The organism is Tannerella serpentiformis (genome assembly GCF_003033925.1).
GTDB lineage: Bacteria > Bacteroidota > Bacteroidia > Bacteroidales > Tannerellaceae > Tannerella > Tannerella serpentiformis.
Map to the genome: position 1 here is coordinate 2,227,828 of NZ_CP028365.1, position 14,335 is coordinate 2,242,162.

At 57.5% G+C, this 14,335-nt stretch carries 16 protein-coding genes; 11 read left to right on the plus strand and 5 right to left on the minus strand.

The window, feature by feature from the left end; genetic code table 11:
- Window positions 1–241: 241 nt before the first annotated feature.
- Together C7123_RS09390 and tsaB are read right to left on the minus strand one after the other, a co-directional pair.
- On the minus strand, window positions 242–415 hold the full coding sequence (locus C7123_RS09390; RefSeq protein WP_083206808.1) for a 4Fe-4S binding protein: 174 nt from the start codon (window positions 413–415) through the stop codon (window positions 242–244).
- A 278-nt stretch (window positions 416–693) separates the two neighbouring features.
- Window positions 694–1,371, minus strand: coding sequence for a tRNA (adenosine(37)-N6)-threonylcarbamoyltransferase complex dimerization subunit type 1 TsaB (gene tsaB / locus C7123_RS09395; RefSeq protein WP_069174855.1), 678 nt, complete (start codon window positions 1,369–1,371; stop codon window positions 694–696).
- 174 nt (window positions 1,372–1,545) lie between these two features.
- On the opposite strand from tsaB, the gene C7123_RS09400 reads away from it, so the two are divergent.
- From C7123_RS09400 to nadD, 3 genes are read left to right on the plus strand one after another with little or no spacing between them, the layout of a single operon-like run.
- The gene (locus C7123_RS09400; protein ID WP_069174856.1) at window positions 1,546–2,418 is read left to right on the plus strand and encodes a YicC/YloC family endoribonuclease; all 873 of its coding nucleotides are present in this window, start codon (window positions 1,546–1,548) and stop codon (window positions 2,416–2,418) included.
- A gap of 3 nt (window positions 2,419–2,421) precedes the next feature.
- Window positions 2,422–2,991 (plus strand): guanylate kinase, encoded by a 570-nt coding sequence (gene gmk / locus C7123_RS09405; RefSeq protein WP_069174857.1) that lies wholly within the window; start codon window positions 2,422–2,424, stop codon window positions 2,989–2,991.
- Between the two features lie 15 nt (window positions 2,992–3,006).
- Window positions 3,007–3,600: a nicotinate (nicotinamide) nucleotide adenylyltransferase gene (nadD, locus tag C7123_RS09410; protein WP_069174858.1), complete on the plus strand. Its 594-nt coding sequence runs from the start codon at window positions 3,007–3,009 to the stop codon at window positions 3,598–3,600.
- A 115-nt stretch (window positions 3,601–3,715) separates the two neighbouring features.
- Here the strand turns inward: nadD and C7123_RS09415 are convergent, their stop codons facing one another.
- The 3 genes from C7123_RS09415 to C7123_RS09425 all read right to left on the minus strand — a co-directional run bounded on the left by C7123_RS09415 (window position 3,716) and on the right by C7123_RS09425 (window position 6,283).
- A complete protein-coding gene (locus C7123_RS09415) occupies window positions 3,716–3,994 on the minus strand; it encodes a hypothetical protein (RefSeq protein WP_159049889.1) in 279 nt (92 codons plus the stop codon).
- Between the two features lie 264 nt (window positions 3,995–4,258).
- On the minus strand, window positions 4,259–5,182 hold the full coding sequence (locus C7123_RS09420; RefSeq protein ID WP_069174860.1) for a leucine-rich repeat domain-containing protein: 924 nt from the start codon (window positions 5,180–5,182) through the stop codon (window positions 4,259–4,261).
- A 126-nt stretch (window positions 5,183–5,308) separates the two neighbouring features.
- Window positions 5,309–6,283: a DUF6261 family protein gene (locus C7123_RS09425; protein ID WP_083206809.1), complete on the minus strand. Its 975-nt coding sequence runs from the start codon at window positions 6,281–6,283 to the stop codon at window positions 5,309–5,311.
- A 464-nt stretch (window positions 6,284–6,747) separates the two neighbouring features.
- On the opposite strand from C7123_RS09425, the gene C7123_RS09430 reads away from it, so the two are divergent.
- The 8 genes from C7123_RS09430 (at window position 6,748) to C7123_RS09470 (ending at window position 14,300) form a co-directional block, all read left to right on the plus strand.
- Complete coding sequence (locus C7123_RS09430) at window positions 6,748–7,923, plus strand: AAA family ATPase (protein WP_069174861.1); 1,176 nt, start codon at window positions 6,748–6,750, stop codon at window positions 7,921–7,923.
- On the plus strand, window positions 7,923–8,594 hold the full coding sequence (locus C7123_RS09435; RefSeq protein ID WP_159049890.1) for a hypothetical protein: 672 nt from the start codon (window positions 7,923–7,925) through the stop codon (window positions 8,592–8,594). The genes C7123_RS09430 and C7123_RS09435 overlap by 1 nt, the downstream gene beginning before the upstream one ends.
- A 38-nt stretch (window positions 8,595–8,632) precedes the next feature.
- Window positions 8,633–9,193, plus strand: coding sequence for a peroxiredoxin family protein (locus C7123_RS09440; protein ID WP_069174863.1), 561 nt, complete (start codon window positions 8,633–8,635; stop codon window positions 9,191–9,193).
- Window positions 9,194–9,210: 17 nt separating this feature from the next.
- Window positions 9,211–10,032, plus strand: a complete 822-nt coding sequence (gene panB, locus C7123_RS09445) for a 3-methyl-2-oxobutanoate hydroxymethyltransferase (RefSeq protein ID WP_069174864.1) — start codon at window positions 9,211–9,213, stop codon at window positions 10,030–10,032.
- A gap of 234 nt (window positions 10,033–10,266) precedes the next feature.
- Complete coding sequence (gene proS / locus C7123_RS09450; RefSeq protein WP_069174865.1) at window positions 10,267–11,751, plus strand: proline--tRNA ligase; 1,485 nt, start codon at window positions 10,267–10,269, stop codon at window positions 11,749–11,751.
- 173 nt (window positions 11,752–11,924) lie between these two features.
- Entirely contained in the window at window positions 11,925–12,311 is a 387-nt protein-coding gene (locus tag C7123_RS09455; protein WP_038011652.1) for a DUF3127 domain-containing protein, read from the plus strand.
- 608 nt (window positions 12,312–12,919) lie between these two features.
- A complete protein-coding gene (locus C7123_RS09465; RefSeq protein ID WP_069174867.1) occupies window positions 12,920–13,594 on the plus strand; it encodes a hypothetical protein in 675 nt (224 codons plus the stop codon).
- Between the two features lie 22 nt (window positions 13,595–13,616).
- Complete coding sequence (locus C7123_RS09470; protein ID WP_069174868.1) at window positions 13,617–14,300, plus strand: hypothetical protein; 684 nt, start codon at window positions 13,617–13,619, stop codon at window positions 14,298–14,300.
- The last annotated feature ends 35 nt before the right edge of the window (window positions 14,301–14,335 follow it).

Sequence of the window (14,335 nt, forward strand, 5' to 3'; positions counted from 1 at the left end):
CTGTTTGGGGGCGGCTGCGGCCGCCGGCGAAGTTTGGCCGGGTACAGGACAAATCCCTGTCATTTCTTGTACCAGGCAAACTTCCTCGGCCTCTGCCGAGGCCTGCCGCAAGCCAAACGCATACTCGATGGGGGTGCCCAAAGCCGAAAGTAAGGGCATAAAAAAAACGTGGAGCTGGGGGCGTCTTTCGCCTTCCCGAACTCCACGTCAACGATCGATTGATCGTGTTGCTGCAGTGGGATTATACCGCTGCCGGATGAATAGCCTCTGAGGGGCAAACTGCTGCGCACGAACCGCAGTCGGTGCAGAGCTGTGGATTGATGAGGTAGATCTTACCTTCTGAAATCGCCTCTACGGGGCACTCGTCAATGCATGAACCGCATGCAACACAATCGTCATTAATTACGTAAGCCATATTTCTTCTCTGTTTTTGTAAGTCGGGGGCAAAGATAGACGAATCCCCAATAATGGGGATATGGGTGGTGAAAAATTTTTGGGTGGACAGGCAATAAACAGGGCCGATTAGGGGGTGTCTATACCCTTATAAGTGGCTCTACAACTCGATTCCTGTCGATTTTTACCCTTCCGTGGACAGGGCGTAAGATTTTTCCCCTTTATCCCCATCGCATCCCCATCGTCCCCCTGTTGTATCCCCATTGGCTACCCCATCCTCCCCGATCGTCTACCCACCGATTAGATCTTCTTTCGGGGCGTGGTAGCCACGAATTCCTTGAGATAAAATGGCTCGAAGTAGGCCGTATCCACGAAGCGACGCTCGGCATATGCACGCTCGGCGATGGGCACCATCTCAGCCGCCACAGGGGTGATCTGCCCGAGGAACGAGGCGCGAGGTGAGCGAATCACGTCGCGACATTTCTCCGCACCGTCGCCACAGAAGCAGACGTCCGCGTCGGCCAGCTCCGTGGCGAAGCTCTCCGGCGTGATGATCTCCGGACGTGTCTCACAGAGCGGCTTGAGATTGCCGTCGAAGAGCGTCGCGTAGACCTCCATCCGACGGGCGTCAATGAGGGCGCAATAGAGGCAGTCTGTGCGCCGGTGCACCTTCTGCGCCATGGCCGCGATCACTTCCGGCGTGGGGACGGCGACGAGTGGCACGCCCCAACCGACGCACAGTCCCTTGGCGAGCGAGACGCCAATGCGCAGACCCGTGTACGATCCCGGTCCGGCGCTCACGGCCACGGCGTCCGGCGGGGTGCCGCCCATGTGTGTCAGCGTTTCCTCGGCGATGGCGCCGGCGTAGGCCGAGTGGCTCATCGGTTCAAAAATGGTTTTGGCAAACATCACTTCGCCGTCCGTCGACCAGGCGACGGAGCAGAGTTTGCCCGATGTTTCGATATGCAGCAAGTTCATTTCTCTTGAGGTTTGTTGATGTGGGCGGCAAAAATAGAGACGTTGGGGCTCGAGCGCCTACCTTTGCGGCCGTCGGAGGTGACACACCTCCCTCATAACCACTTTCCACTACGCATCACAACGTCTCCTCGATTTGTAACTCCCGGCCTCAGGCCGATAACTACCTATTATTATATGATTCAATCAATGACCGGCTTCGGTAAAGTCACCGCCGAACTGCCCGACAAGAAGGTGACCGTAGAAATCAAATCGCTCAACAGCAAACAGCTCGACCTCTCCGTGCGTATCCCCGCGGTCTATCGTGAACGCGAAATGCAGCTACGCAACGAGCTGCTGCAACGTCTGGAGCGTGGCAAGGTGGATCTGAACATCAACGTGGAATACATCGGCCGGGACACCTCCGCGCGGATCAACGCGGCGGCCGTCACGGGTTACTACGAGCAGATTCACGAGCTGGCGGGTCGCCTTGGTGTGCCCGAGCCTACGGACTGGTTCGCTACGCTGCTCCGGCTGCCTGAGACGGTGCGCAGTGAGGCCGGCGAGGTGAGTGAGGCGGAATGGCAGGCGGTGCACGGCGCAGTCAGTGAGGCCGTCATGCGACTGATCGACTTCCGCACGCAGGAGGGCGCCATGCTCCGCCGTGTCTTTGAGCAGAAGATCGGCCTCATCGGCGATCTGCTCCGTGAGGTGGAGCCTTACGAGCAGGAACGCGTGGAGAAGATCCGCGGTCGGCTGACGGAGAACTTGAAAAAGATCAGTGAGGTGGAGTACGATCGCAACCGCCTCGAGCAAGAGCTGATCTATTACCTCGAGAAGCTGGACATCAACGAGGAGAAGGATCGATTGGCGAACCACCTCACTTACTTCCTCCGCACGCTCGACAGTGAGCACGGACAGGGCAAGAAGCTCGGCTTCATTGCGCAGGAGATCGGCCGCGAGATCAACACGCTCGGGTCGAAGAGTAACCACGCCGAGATGCAGATCATCGTGGTACGTATGAAGGACGTGCTGGAGCAGATCAAGGAGCAAATCCTCAACGTACTGTAAGCGATGAAACGAGGTAAGCTGATCATCTTCTCCGCGCCGTCGGGGTCGGGCAAGTCGACACTGATTCGGCACTTGTTGCAGCAGGGATTGCCGCTGCGATTCTCCATCTCCGCCACCAGTCGGCCGCCGCGTGGTGAGGAGCAGGACGGACGGGAGTACTACTTCCTCTCGCCCGACGAGTTCCGCCGGCGCATTGCTGCGGGCGACTTTTTGGAATACGAGGAAGTCTACAGCGATCGGTTCTACGGCACGCTGCGCTCCGAGGTGGAGCGCATTCGCGAGCGTGGCGAGACGGTGGTCTTCGACGTGGACGTGGTGGGCGGATGCAACATCCGCGAGCAATACGCTGGTGAGGCGCTCTCGATCTTCGTCCGACCGCCGTCGGTGGAGGCGTTGCGGGAGCGGCTCGTGACGCGTGCCACGGACGCGCCGGAGGTGATCGAGGATCGGCTGCGGAAGGCGGAGTTTGAGTTGACGTTCGCTCCGCGTTTCGACGTGGTCATCCTCAACGACGATCTCGAGACAGCGCAGCGCGAGGTAGTGCGCGTGGTGCGGGAGTTTATCGAAGGGTAGGGGAGGGGCCGACGGATGATGCGTCACGTGGGGATCTTTTCCGGGTCGTTCAACCCGATTCATATGGGCCACTTGATGCTCGCCAACTGGATGTGCGAGTACGGCGGTGTGGACGAACTGTGGTTTGTGGTCACACCACGCAACCCGCTCAAGTCTGAGTACGTGTTGCTCGACGACGCTTTCCGGCTCGAGATGACGCGGGCCGCCGTGGGGGATTATCCGCGGTTTCGGGTCAGCGATGTGGAGTTCGGCCTGCCGCGACCGTCGTACACGATCCACACTCTGCGCACGCTGCGCGAGGCGCACACCGACTGCCGATTCTCGCTCATCATTGGCGCCGACAGCTGGGCGGACATGGGGCGATGGCGCGATGCGGAGGCACTCCGGCGTGAGTTCTCGCTCGTGGTCTACCCACGTCCTGGTTATCCCGCCCCAGAGATCGCTGCGGACGAGAAGGCCGACGTGCGGGCTGTGGCGGCGCCGATGATGGACGTCTCGTCCACCTTCATCCGCGAGGCCATCCGTGCGGGACACGACGTGCGATTCTTCTTGCCCGAAGGTGTGCGGCGATATGTGCCGGAGATCGCGCGACGGTTGGCGGCGATGTGATAGCTGACGTCTCGCGACGCATAGTTCTAAAACGAAAAGCGGGGAGCGTGTTCCGACGGTTGGAACGCGCTCCCCGCTTGGTTTGTGTGGTGTATGGGCCTATCTGATGCGATGGTTATGAAGCAACCATCTCGGCTTGCATCTGGAAGCCTTCGGGTACGGGGGTGTCTTCATCGAAGCGAAATTCAAATGCCAATTCGGGAAATGCTTTTCCCTCTTCGTGAAAGAGCTCCTTCATCTCTTCCTGAGCAATGTAGAGATCGTCAATGGCTTCTTGAACCGTGTCACCGTAGCCGGCAAGGCCAAAGCCCGGTATATCGTCCAGCATATAGCAGGCGAAGAAATCCTCGTCGCCCGGCTGCTTTTCTACTTGTATCGTCACTTTCTGTGCCATAATCATCATGTCTATGGTGTAGTTGGGGGCGTTGCCCCCGAACCCCCACTTCCTTTTCTTGCCTTGATGCAAGAAAAGGAAGCAAAAGAAAATCAAGGCGTCAGGGACACCGGCCAGATTGGGCGGGTACGGAATTCGTCTATGTAATGTACCGGGCCCATTTTCCCAGCCCCGGCAGGGGCCGTCAGGGACGCCGGCGAAATAGGCGGGGTGCCAGATCTGGCTTCGCTGGCGGCCGCAGTAGCCCTCTTGATGGAAGAAAGATCACCAATCTCCGCGGCACCAGAGCACTTCCCAATGCTTCTGGGTGGCGATGCCTTCGTTGCCGGCACCCGTGCGACCGGGGGGCAGGGCGTCTTCGTTGAGGATGAAGATGTGGCCCGGTTCCTCCTCGGTGGTGCGGTCGGGCAGGGAGCGATAGAGATCTTCGGTGGCGGCGTAGCTGAAGTCGTTGTCGCAGCAGTAGGCGGTGCGGAGGGAGTTGCAGCCGGAGAAGTCGAGGTTGGGGAGGTAATTCTTTCCGCAGCTCAGCTCGGTGAGCCAGGCGCAGCCGCGCAGCTGTAGTTCGGTGAGCTTGTTGCGGTAGCAGTAGAGGACGGACAGCTTGCTGCACATGGTCACGTCGAGCTTCGTAAGACCGTTGTTGATGCAGGCGATCATCTCCAGTTTGGGGCATTTGGAGAGGTCGAGGGCTGTCAGCAGATTGTCGCTGCAATTGAGGCGCTCCAGGGAGGGGCAGCGCGAGACGTCGAGGGTGGTCAGGCGGTTGGAGTAGCACTCGAGGATGCGCAGCCCGGAACAGCCGCCGACGTTCAGCTCGGTCAGCGCGTTGTCGTGACACTCCAGACTGCGGAGCATGGTGTCGCGGCTGCAGTCGATGGCTGTGATGCCGCCGCCGTTGGTGCTGCAATTGAAGGCCGCCACCTCGCCGTGGATCGTCATCTTCTCCGCGTCGGCGATGAAGTAGCGTGCCGGCGTGCGCTTCTTGCCGATGACGAAGCTGGTGTCCAGCTTTCCGCATTGGATGCGGATGGACGTGGTGTCCGTCTTGCCGGCGAAGCTGAGGAAGATTTTGCGCCCGGGATCGACGGTGAGCGTGATGTTGGGCACTTCGTGAGCCGCTTTATGGCAGGCTGTGGTGAGGCTTAGGGCCGCGAGGGCGAGGAAAAGGAGCGTCTTAGTTTTCATAAAGAGAGAGGTTGTGAATGCGTGAATGATGAGGAAAGAGGGATGAATGGCGGCCGGACACCCCGTATGGCCGAGGCATCCGGCGCGGGCCGTTCATCAATGAACAAATGATAGGAGTATATAGGATTACTCTTCTGGCAGATGGATCTCCGGGCCGCCGCCTGAGCCTCCCGTACCGCCCGTACCGCCGCCCTCGCCGGGTTTCTTGGGATCGGGCTTCTTGGGGTCAGGCTGCTTCGGATCGGGCTTTTTGGGCTCCTCCTCGGGCAGTTTGATGTCCGGCTTCCCGTCGTCCTTACCTGGCTTTTTGGGCTTGGGCTCCTTCGGCGTTTTAGGCTCCTTGGGCGTGTCCTTTTTGCGTGGCACGACGAGGTTGCGCTGCATCGTTTTGAAGTCGTTCGAGGTGGCGTTCATGTGGTCGGCCAGGCGCTCGAGGAGGGCCTTGTCGTCGGCCGAGGTGGCGCTGTTGTAGGCCGCCTGGATGTATTGGCAGACGACCTCCAGGGCGGCGTCCGTTTGCGGGCGGATCGCGGAGGCCAGGGGCAGCTTCGTGTCCGTGTTTTCGACGCGGCGGCCGACGTGCAGCTTCTCGAACTCTTCGTTGAGCTTAAAGAGGTTGTCGAACTCGTCGTTCAGGCCCAGCGTAGCGACCTCGGCGGTGCGTTTGGTGAGGTCTTTTTTCATGCCTTCGAGGCGTCCACTTTCCATCTCGTAAGCCAGCGAACGAATGTTTTCGTACGGGCTGAGCGTGTTGGAGAGGCGGATGGCGGCCTCGCGGATGTTGGTTTTGTGCGAATGGCGTTGCGCGCGAATGATTCCGAAGATGTTCGTCAGCTGTTCGTCGCGCTCTGCATCCTTGACTTTGAGCAGGGCGGTATCGTCCGAGATGGTGGCCTCTTGGTCGATCATTGTCTCGTAGTCGATACCCTTGTTCCACGCCTCAGGCAGTCCGAGGGGGAGTTTGAGTTTCGTTTTGTCCACAGCCATAACCAGCTCATACTGTTTGCGATGATACTGCACGTGGAGGGTGTTGTTCAATCTTGTGCTACTCACTTTGGTGAAGATTAGCACGCGGGGGATGTCCAATTTGACTTGTTCCATAATGGGTCTTGTTTGATGATTTAGCTCGATCTCTGTTGAAAACCACGGCGAAACTACACGTTTTTTCCAATCCTCAAAGCGTCCGTTTTGGCCTCATTGCATGTTCCTATGGTCGATTGTATCGTACAATCGCATGAAAAAGTTTTTTTCGGCTGATTGTATCGTACAATCGCGTGAAAAAGTTTTTTTCGGCCGATTGTATCGTACAATCACGTGAAAAAGTTTTTTTCGGCCGATTGTATCGTACAATCGCATGAAAAAGTTTTTTTCAGCCCATTGTATCGTACAATCACGTGAAAAAGTTTTTTTCGGCCGATTGTATCGTACAATTGCCTCCAGTCAATACCTCTCATTGTATCGTACAATCGCCTGCCCCCGAATGATCGTTTTCACTTTTCGCGGCCGGCCTATCTTTGCCCGCGGCAAGGCCATGGTGGCCTATACGTATTATATACAGCAACAAGATGAAGGAATCCATCCATATCCAGAACTTCGGCCCGCTGCGCGACGTGCGGATCGACGACATCAAGCCCCTGACCGTCCTTATCGGCGACTCGGCCAGTGGCAAAAGTGCGTTGATGAAGGTGATTGCTTTTATGCGATACATGTACAAAAAGGGCAACGTTAGAGCCTACTTGAAAAAGGCGAATATCGATGTTTCCATAAGTACCCAGCCTTTTTTCAAAGATGAGCTGGAACCAATGGTTAGCTTAGATACCGAGATCGTATACACCGTGCAGATGGATAGTAGGTTGATGTATACTGTCGAATACAATTCCAATGAGAACCGGCTGACAGTTGATTATAACTCAGGTAATGAGGACTTGGTTTTCTTCAAAGAATCATACGTATCCGAAACACGTAGCATTATCCCCTTATGGTCTCTGCGTGGTGCAAGGTTCCCGGGAGCCGATTTAGGCTACTATTTCAATGAGACATTTCGTGACTTCTCTGAGGCTACCGATCGCATCAAAGAACAATCGTTGGATTATATAGGAATGAAGATGGAAGTGAAGACCGAGCTTACACGCAAGCACTTTCTGATTTCTCCGAATGACGAAAGCCATGAAGTGTTCGAGTTGGAACACACTTCGTCCGGCATACAGGCTTCTGTTCCATTAATGACCATCGTGCGCTACTTCGCTCATAAATTTTCGTTCACTAACGCCTTTCGTCGCTCTGTGTTGGATCAACTTTCCGATGATGATATTTCGCAGTTCCGCCCCGAGATCAACTTGAAAGACCTCAAGAAGTACATCCATCTTCATATCGAGGAGCCAGAGCTGAGCCTCGATCCGAAGACGCAATGCCTCTTCATCAACGACCTGATCCGCGAAGCCTTCTATCGCGGGGATAACAAACGCCCGGACGACGGTCGGCAGCTCGGTCTGATGTTCGCCACCCACAGCCCCTACATCCTCAACCACCTCAACGTGCTCCTCAAAGCGTCCTACAACGAAAAGGCCCGTGAGCACTATCCCTATATCAACCCGGACGAGATTGCGGTGTATCGGTTGCATGACGGAGAGGTGCATTCGCTGGTGGAAGACGATGAGGAAACAGGCGAACGCATCATCGACACGTACAAGTTTTCCGAGACGATGGAGTGGATCCTCGATAAATACGAAAGCGTAGACTGATGACTGATATGGACAGCGCACTGGTGAAGTTCTTGCTGGTGGATTACCCTGCACACCGCCATAAGAAGGCCGAGCAGATGAAACCACTCCGAAGAGAGTGTCCCCAATACAAGAAGACATTCGAACTACACGACGACAAAGAGAAGTTGGCGGACATCCTTTGCTACAAAGACAAGGGAGAGGTCGTGATTCAAAACGATACGAACGTGCCGCTCGAAGTTGTCGACATAGAAGATTACATCGAGCAATTCCCCGAGGAAGCCAAAGAGCAAGGCCGAAAAGACGATCAAGTCAATTGCAAATGCGACTTCATTATCGGCCCGACAGAAGGCGATCCCTTTATCCTCTTCGTTGAATTGACCCAAAGCACAAGCAAAAACATCCGAGATAGCAAATTGACTCATGCCGCCCAGCAGCTCGCAAGAAGCATTCAACGGTTCTACGAGAAGGACAAGTTCTTCGATCGATATGAGAAGAAGGTCGCGCTGTTTGCATATCGAGTTACAGGCAGCGAAAGGCTTAGCAAGAAAGCATTGAAGAACATGGAGATCATGCTAAAGAGTCCGATCGCCGTAGCACGCCAACCCATAAAAAAGGCGACCCATATCATCAAATCTCACGGCTTCACCTTCGAGCAACGCCTTTACCCCACGCCCTACATCATCGAGTAGTTTTATATATGCACATAACCCCCAAACACATACACGCAATGCAAACGAAACGCTTCCCTTTTGCGGCGATACTCTTAGCGTTTATCGCGTTCGTCGCCCCACTGGCGCTCCATGCGCAACACGAGAAACCGGACAATTCGGCCCTCCTCGCCGTCGGTACAGAGGCGCCGGACTTCAGCCTGCCCACTGTCGACGGTGAAGCTACCATCGCACTCTCGGACTACGCCGGCCGCTACCTCGTCATCGATTTCTGGGCCTCTTGGTGCCCCGACTGCCGCAAGGCTAATCCCCGCATGGTGGACCTCTACAAGCGCTACGCGGACGAGGCCGTCGGTATCAGCTTCCTCGGCGTATCGTTCGACACCGATCGCGAGGCCTGCCTCCGGGCGGTTGAGAAAGACGGCATCACGTGGCCTCAGGTGAGCGAGCTCAAGAAGTGGAAAGAGACCGAGATCTCCCGCCAGTACGGTATCCGCTGGATCCCGACCGTCTACGTCGTCGACAACGCGGGCAAAGTGCTCTACGCCGGTAATAACCTCGACGAGCTGGAAGAACTCCTGCGCTACCTCGGTGGCGTCGGCAGCGGCGAAACGAATTAGAACGACTCCGCACCGTCATGTCCACAGCCATAGCAGACGACAGCCGCAAGGTCACCACCCACCGGCTCTACGAGATGAAGCAGCGCGGCGAGAAGATCGCCATGCTCACGGCTTACGATTACTCGATGGCGCAGATCATCGACTGCGCCGGCATGGACGTCATCCTCGTCGGCGACTCCGCCTCCAACGTCATGGCGGGCAACATCACCACGCTGCCCATCACGCTCGATCAAATGATCTACCACGGCAAGTCGGTCGTCAAGGCCGTCCGCCGCGCCCTCGTCGTCGTCGACCTGCCCTTCGGCTCCTACCAGGGCAACTCCAAAGAGGCCCTCGCCTCGGCCATCCGCGTGATGAAGCAGACGCACGCCGACTGTATCAAGATGGAGGGCGGCGCCGAGATCCGCGAGTCCATCCAGCGCGTCCTCTGCGCTGGCATACCCATTATGGGTCACCTCGGCCTTACACCGCAATCCATCAACAAGTTCGGCACCTACACCGTCCGCGCCCGCGAGGAAGCAGAGGCCGCCAAGCTCGTTGAAGACGCCCGACTGCTCGAGGAGCTGGGCTGCTTCGCCCTCGTCTTGGAGAAGATCCCCGCCGAGTTGGCCACACGCGTAGCCAGCGAGCTGCGTATCCCAGTGATCGGGATCGGTGCCGGCGGCGGAGTAGACGGACAAGTGCTCGTCATGCACGACATGCTGGGCATCAACCAAGACTTCTCGCCCCGTTTCCTGCGTCGCTACGCCGACCTCAACGCCGTCATCACCGACGCCGTCCAAGCCTACATCGGCGACATCAAAACGCGCGACTTCCCTAACGAAAAAGAACAGTATTAGGCACCCACGAAGTATAGTCAGGTACCCAGCCAACTTCCCCGGCCTCGGCAGAGGCCTTGATTTTCTTTTGCTTCTTTTCTTGCATCAAGGCAAGAAAAGAAGGCCCCCCCCTCAAGAGAAGAAAAGAAGGTCCCCTCAAGGCAAGAAAAGAAGCCCCCCAGAGAAAAGAAGAATCGATCAAAGAAAGAACCAGGCAGGCACAAAGCCCGCCCCCACACCTATCACATCACCTTCATGGCAAAAGAATTAAAGGAACTCACCAGTAAAGACGCGAACTACGCGCAGTGGTATCAAGACCTGGTCATCAAGGCCGGGCTGGCAGAAAACTCAGCCGTCCGCGGTTGCATGGTCATCAAACCCTACGGCTACGCCATCTGGGAACGCATGCAGCGCATCCTGGACGACAAATTCAAGGAGACGGGCCACGAGAACGCTTACTTCCCCCTGCTCATCCCCAAATCCTTCCTCAGCCGCGAGGCCGACCATGTGGAAGGCTTCGCCAAGGAGTGCGCCGTCGTGACGCATTACAGGCTCAAGAACGCCCCGGACGGGAGCGGTGTCATAGTCGACCCAGCCGCCCGACTCGAGGAGGAGCTCATCATTCGCCCCACCTCCGAGACGATCATCTGGAACACGTATAAGAACTGGATCCAGTCCTACCGCGACCTGCCGATCCTCGTCAATCAGTGGGCCAACGTCATGCGTTGGGAGATGCGCACGCGCCTCTTCCTCCGCACCGCCGAATTCCTCTGGCAGGAGGGTCACACGGCCCACGCCACCCGCGAGGAGGCCGAGGCCGAGGCCATTAAGATGCAAGGCGTCTATGCCGACTTTGCCGAGAACTATATGGCTGTGCCCGTCATCCGCGGCGTCAAGACGGCCAGCGAACGCTTCGCCGGCGCCGTAGAGACGTACACCATCGAGGCCATGATGCAGGACGGCAAGGCTCTCCAAGCCGGCACCTCGCACTTCCTCGGACAGAACTTCGGTCGCGCCTTCGACGTCACCTTCATCGATCGCAATGGCAAGACGGACTACGCCTGGGCCTCATCCTGGGGCGTCTCTACCCGCCTCGTCGGCGCGCTCATCATGGCGCACTCGGACAACAACGGCCTCGTCCTGCCGCCGCACCTCGCGCCCGTGCAGGTCGTCATCATCCCCATCTACCGCTCCGCCGAGCAGCTGGCTGCGATCAGTGAAAAGGTAGACCGCATCGCCGCCCGACTCCGCGAGCTGGGCGTCCGCGTCAAGTTCGACAGCGACGACACGAAGAAGCCCGGATGGAAGTTCGCCGAATACGAGCTCAAGGGCGTCCCCGTACGCCTCGCGATGGGCGGTCGCGACCTGGAGAACGACACCGTTGAGATCATGCGCCGCGACACGCTCGAGAAAGAGACGCGCCCCTGCGCCGGACTCGAGGAATACGTCCGCGACCTGCTCGAAGAGATTCAGTCCGGCATCTTCCGCAAAGCCCTCGACCACCGCGCCCGCCGCACCGTCCGGGTCGACACCTACGACGAGTTCAAGGAGCGCATCGAGGAAGGCCTCTTCATCATGGCTCATTGGGACGGCACACCCGAGACCGAGGAGCGCGTCAAGAACGAGACCAAGGCCACCATCCGCTGCATCCCCCTCGACGACACCGACGCCGAGCCCGGCCGCTGCATGGTCACCGGCCGCCCCTCCGCCCGCCGCGTCCTCTTCGCCCGAGCGTATTAAATCGGTGCTCGGCCAACTGGGCTGGCGTCCCTGACGCCTTGACCTTCTTTTCGCTTCCTTTTTCTTGTGTCAAGACAAGAAAAGGAAGATATCAAGGCAAGAAAAGAAGATAGAAGTCAGCCGGACGCCAGTCATCATCCCGCTCAAACACAACACACATAATAGATAAACAAATGGAACTCACAGGAAGAATCGTAGCCGTGCAGCCCGTCCAGACGGGCGAGGGCCGCAACGGCACGTGGAAAAAACAAGAGTATGTCGTCGAGTACGACCGTCAGGCGCAGTATCCGCGCAAGATGATGTTCGTCCTCTGGGGCGACAAGATCGACCAATACAACATCCAAGAAGGGCAGGAGCTGAAGATATACTTCGACATCGACTGCCGCGCCTACAACGGTCGCTGGTATAACGACATCCGCGCCTGGAAGGTCGAGCCGGATACGGAGGCCGCACCCGCCGTGCCCTCCGAACCCGCGGGACGCTTTGCGGACAACGTGCCGCCGCCCCCGCCCGAGCTGCTCGCCTCGCCGTCTGACGCCTCGTCAGATCTGCCCTTCTAAAGCCGCGCACGTAGTGCATCCACCTTCGGGGCCTGTCTCTCGGAAACATCAAGAGAGGCAGGCCCCGATTGCGTGGGTGTAAAGGCGCGTCCGCCCCAAGCCGAGGCGCCCCTTTCATCCAACCACCTGGTTTGACCCTTTCCAGGGGTCGGTTTTGCTTCAAACCACCTGGTTTGACCCTTTCCAGGGGTCGGTTTTGCTTCAAACCACCTGGTTTGGCCCTTTTCAGGGGTCGGTTTTGCTTCAAACCACCTGGTTTGGCCCTTTTCAGGGGTCGGTTTTGCTTCAAACCACCTGGTTTGGCCCTTTCCAGGGGTCGGTTTTGCTTCAAACCACCTGGTTTGACCCTTTTCGGAGGTCGGTTTTGCTTCAAACCACCTGGTTTGACCCTTTCCAGGGGTCGGTTTTGCTTCAAACCACCTGGTTTGGCCCTTACTCAAGGGGCAGAAGAAACCAAGACACCCAGATCGATTTTTCCGCCAGTAGGGCAGGGGCACACCCGCCTCCGTAGGCCGACTTGAGCGGACGAAAAAGTCGCAATGGCCTAAAGAATGATTTGACTTTACCTTTGCCCGCGTTTCACGAAAAGAGAATCAACAAGAGAGAGAATGAAGAAACTCCTTACCCTATGCTGCATCGCCGCGAGCCTTCTCGTGGTCGGTTGCAATCGTACAGCTGACAAAGGCGGGGCCGACGGCTCCGAACTCTACGGCTACGTCAATATCCGCCTACCGCACATCGAGGGCATGCACGAATGCCACACCCACCCCCGCGTCATGGCCTTCACCGAGCGCTATCGCCAGAGTGGCCCCATCCTGGGTTACTATCTCGACGACGCCACCTACTCCCGTGTCGATAGCCTAGGACAGATCACGTTCGACAATTATTTCATGATCTACGGCGACTATAACCGCGAGAACTACGACGCTACACCCGCTGACCTCCCCCTCATGCAGGAGCAACTCGAGCGCAGCTTAGTCGGCACCAACTGGCAAGAGCAGGGCCGACGCACGGAAGACGCCTACAACACGCTCATGGTCGGTCAGCCCGCCATCCTCCAGAAGTATAGCCCGCAGGAAGGCGTCCTGACCATGATCATCCTCATGAAATACCGTCAGGAGAACGGCTCCGAATCGACCGTCGTCAGCGCCGCCAACTGCCTCCTCATCAAGAAGCGCCTGCTGAGCATGGCCTACTACATGGCCTATCAAAACGCCTCCACCATCGACGCCCTCAAGCAGCGCAACGACGCCGCGGTCAAGGCCGTCATGGCTGCCAATTGACGCCCGCCCTTACCTTATATATATGAGAGAAAACCGAAGCGCCCGCCTCTACGCTCGCCAAAGCGACGGCGAGGACGTTGCCCTTTTCGAGGGGGGGAACCCGCTACCCTTCTTTTGGCTCATGCTGCTCGGCCGTGAGGACGTCGAGCTGTACTGCATACGCATGCGCCGGCTCATCGCTGCCGGAACCTCACCTTCACACGCCACCCTCCGCCTCGACAAGCTGCAAGCCCTCATGCAGGCCACCATCCGGCGCCCCTATCTGGAGCGACATTTCGCCTCTTGGCTCGGACTCTTCGACGACTGGATCTACTTCCTCCAGATCTCCGACTTCTCGGATATGAAGATCTATCTCGACCTCTACAGCGTCAGCCTCTACTATCCCACCCTCAGCCAGTTTGAGGATAGTCTCCTCCGCGCCCTCGACTGTTTCGATCGCAACATCGCTACCGGTTACGAGGAGTCGATCGCCGGCACCTGTGGCCACGAAGCCCACAATCGCAACCGCCGACGCTTCGAGCGCTTCTCAGAAAGCTATCGGGTCAAGGCGCAAGACGACATCTACGGACTCTCCAACCGTCGCATCCATTTGGAGAGAAACTCCCTGCCCAACGAACGTGGCCGCTTCGCCACGCTGGCCTTCCTCCTGGCCCTCATCACTCTGGTGATCGCCGCCATCGTGGGGCTACTCATTATCAAGAAATAATCGCATACACACATCAAGAGACCTATTATAGAATG

What these genes read in the sequence shown, in the direction of transcription:
- C7123_RS09390 (WP_083206808.1), bottom strand. Translation starts at nt 415, where the DNA reads ATGGCTTACGTAATTAATGACGATTGTGTTGCATGCGGTTCATGCATT.
- tsaB (WP_069174855.1), bottom strand. Translation starts at nt 1,371, where the DNA reads ATGAACTTGCTGCATATCGAAACATCGGGCAAACTCTGCTCCGTCGCC.
- C7123_RS09400 (WP_069174856.1), top strand. Translation starts at nt 1,546, where the DNA reads ATGATTCAATCAATGACCGGCTTCGGTAAAGTCACCGCCGAACTGCCC.
- gmk (WP_069174857.1), top strand. Translation starts at nt 2,422, where the DNA reads ATGAAACGAGGTAAGCTGATCATCTTCTCCGCGCCGTCGGGGTCGGGC.
- nadD (WP_069174858.1), top strand. Translation starts at nt 3,007, where the DNA reads ATGATGCGTCACGTGGGGATCTTTTCCGGGTCGTTCAACCCGATTCAT.
- C7123_RS09415 (WP_159049889.1), bottom strand. Translation starts at nt 3,994, where the DNA reads ATGGCACAGAAAGTGACGATACAAGTAGAAAAGCAGCCGGGCGACGAG.
- C7123_RS09420 (WP_069174860.1), bottom strand. Translation starts at nt 5,182, where the DNA reads ATGAAAACTAAGACGCTCCTTTTCCTCGCCCTCGCGGCCCTAAGCCTC.
- C7123_RS09425 (WP_083206809.1), bottom strand. Translation starts at nt 6,283, where the DNA reads ATGGAACAAGTCAAATTGGACATCCCCCGCGTGCTAATCTTCACCAAA.
- C7123_RS09430 (WP_069174861.1), top strand. Translation starts at nt 6,748, where the DNA reads ATGAAGGAATCCATCCATATCCAGAACTTCGGCCCGCTGCGCGACGTG.
- C7123_RS09435 (WP_159049890.1), top strand. Translation starts at nt 7,923, where the DNA reads ATGACTGATATGGACAGCGCACTGGTGAAGTTCTTGCTGGTGGATTAC.
- C7123_RS09440 (WP_069174863.1), top strand. Translation starts at nt 8,633, where the DNA reads ATGCAAACGAAACGCTTCCCTTTTGCGGCGATACTCTTAGCGTTTATC.
- panB (WP_069174864.1), top strand. Translation starts at nt 9,211, where the DNA reads ATGTCCACAGCCATAGCAGACGACAGCCGCAAGGTCACCACCCACCGG.
- proS (WP_069174865.1), top strand. Translation starts at nt 10,267, where the DNA reads ATGGCAAAAGAATTAAAGGAACTCACCAGTAAAGACGCGAACTACGCG.
- C7123_RS09455 (WP_038011652.1), top strand. Translation starts at nt 11,925, where the DNA reads ATGGAACTCACAGGAAGAATCGTAGCCGTGCAGCCCGTCCAGACGGGC.
- C7123_RS09465 (WP_069174867.1), top strand. Translation starts at nt 12,920, where the DNA reads ATGAAGAAACTCCTTACCCTATGCTGCATCGCCGCGAGCCTTCTCGTG.
- C7123_RS09470 (WP_069174868.1), top strand. Translation starts at nt 13,617, where the DNA reads ATGAGAGAAAACCGAAGCGCCCGCCTCTACGCTCGCCAAAGCGACGGC.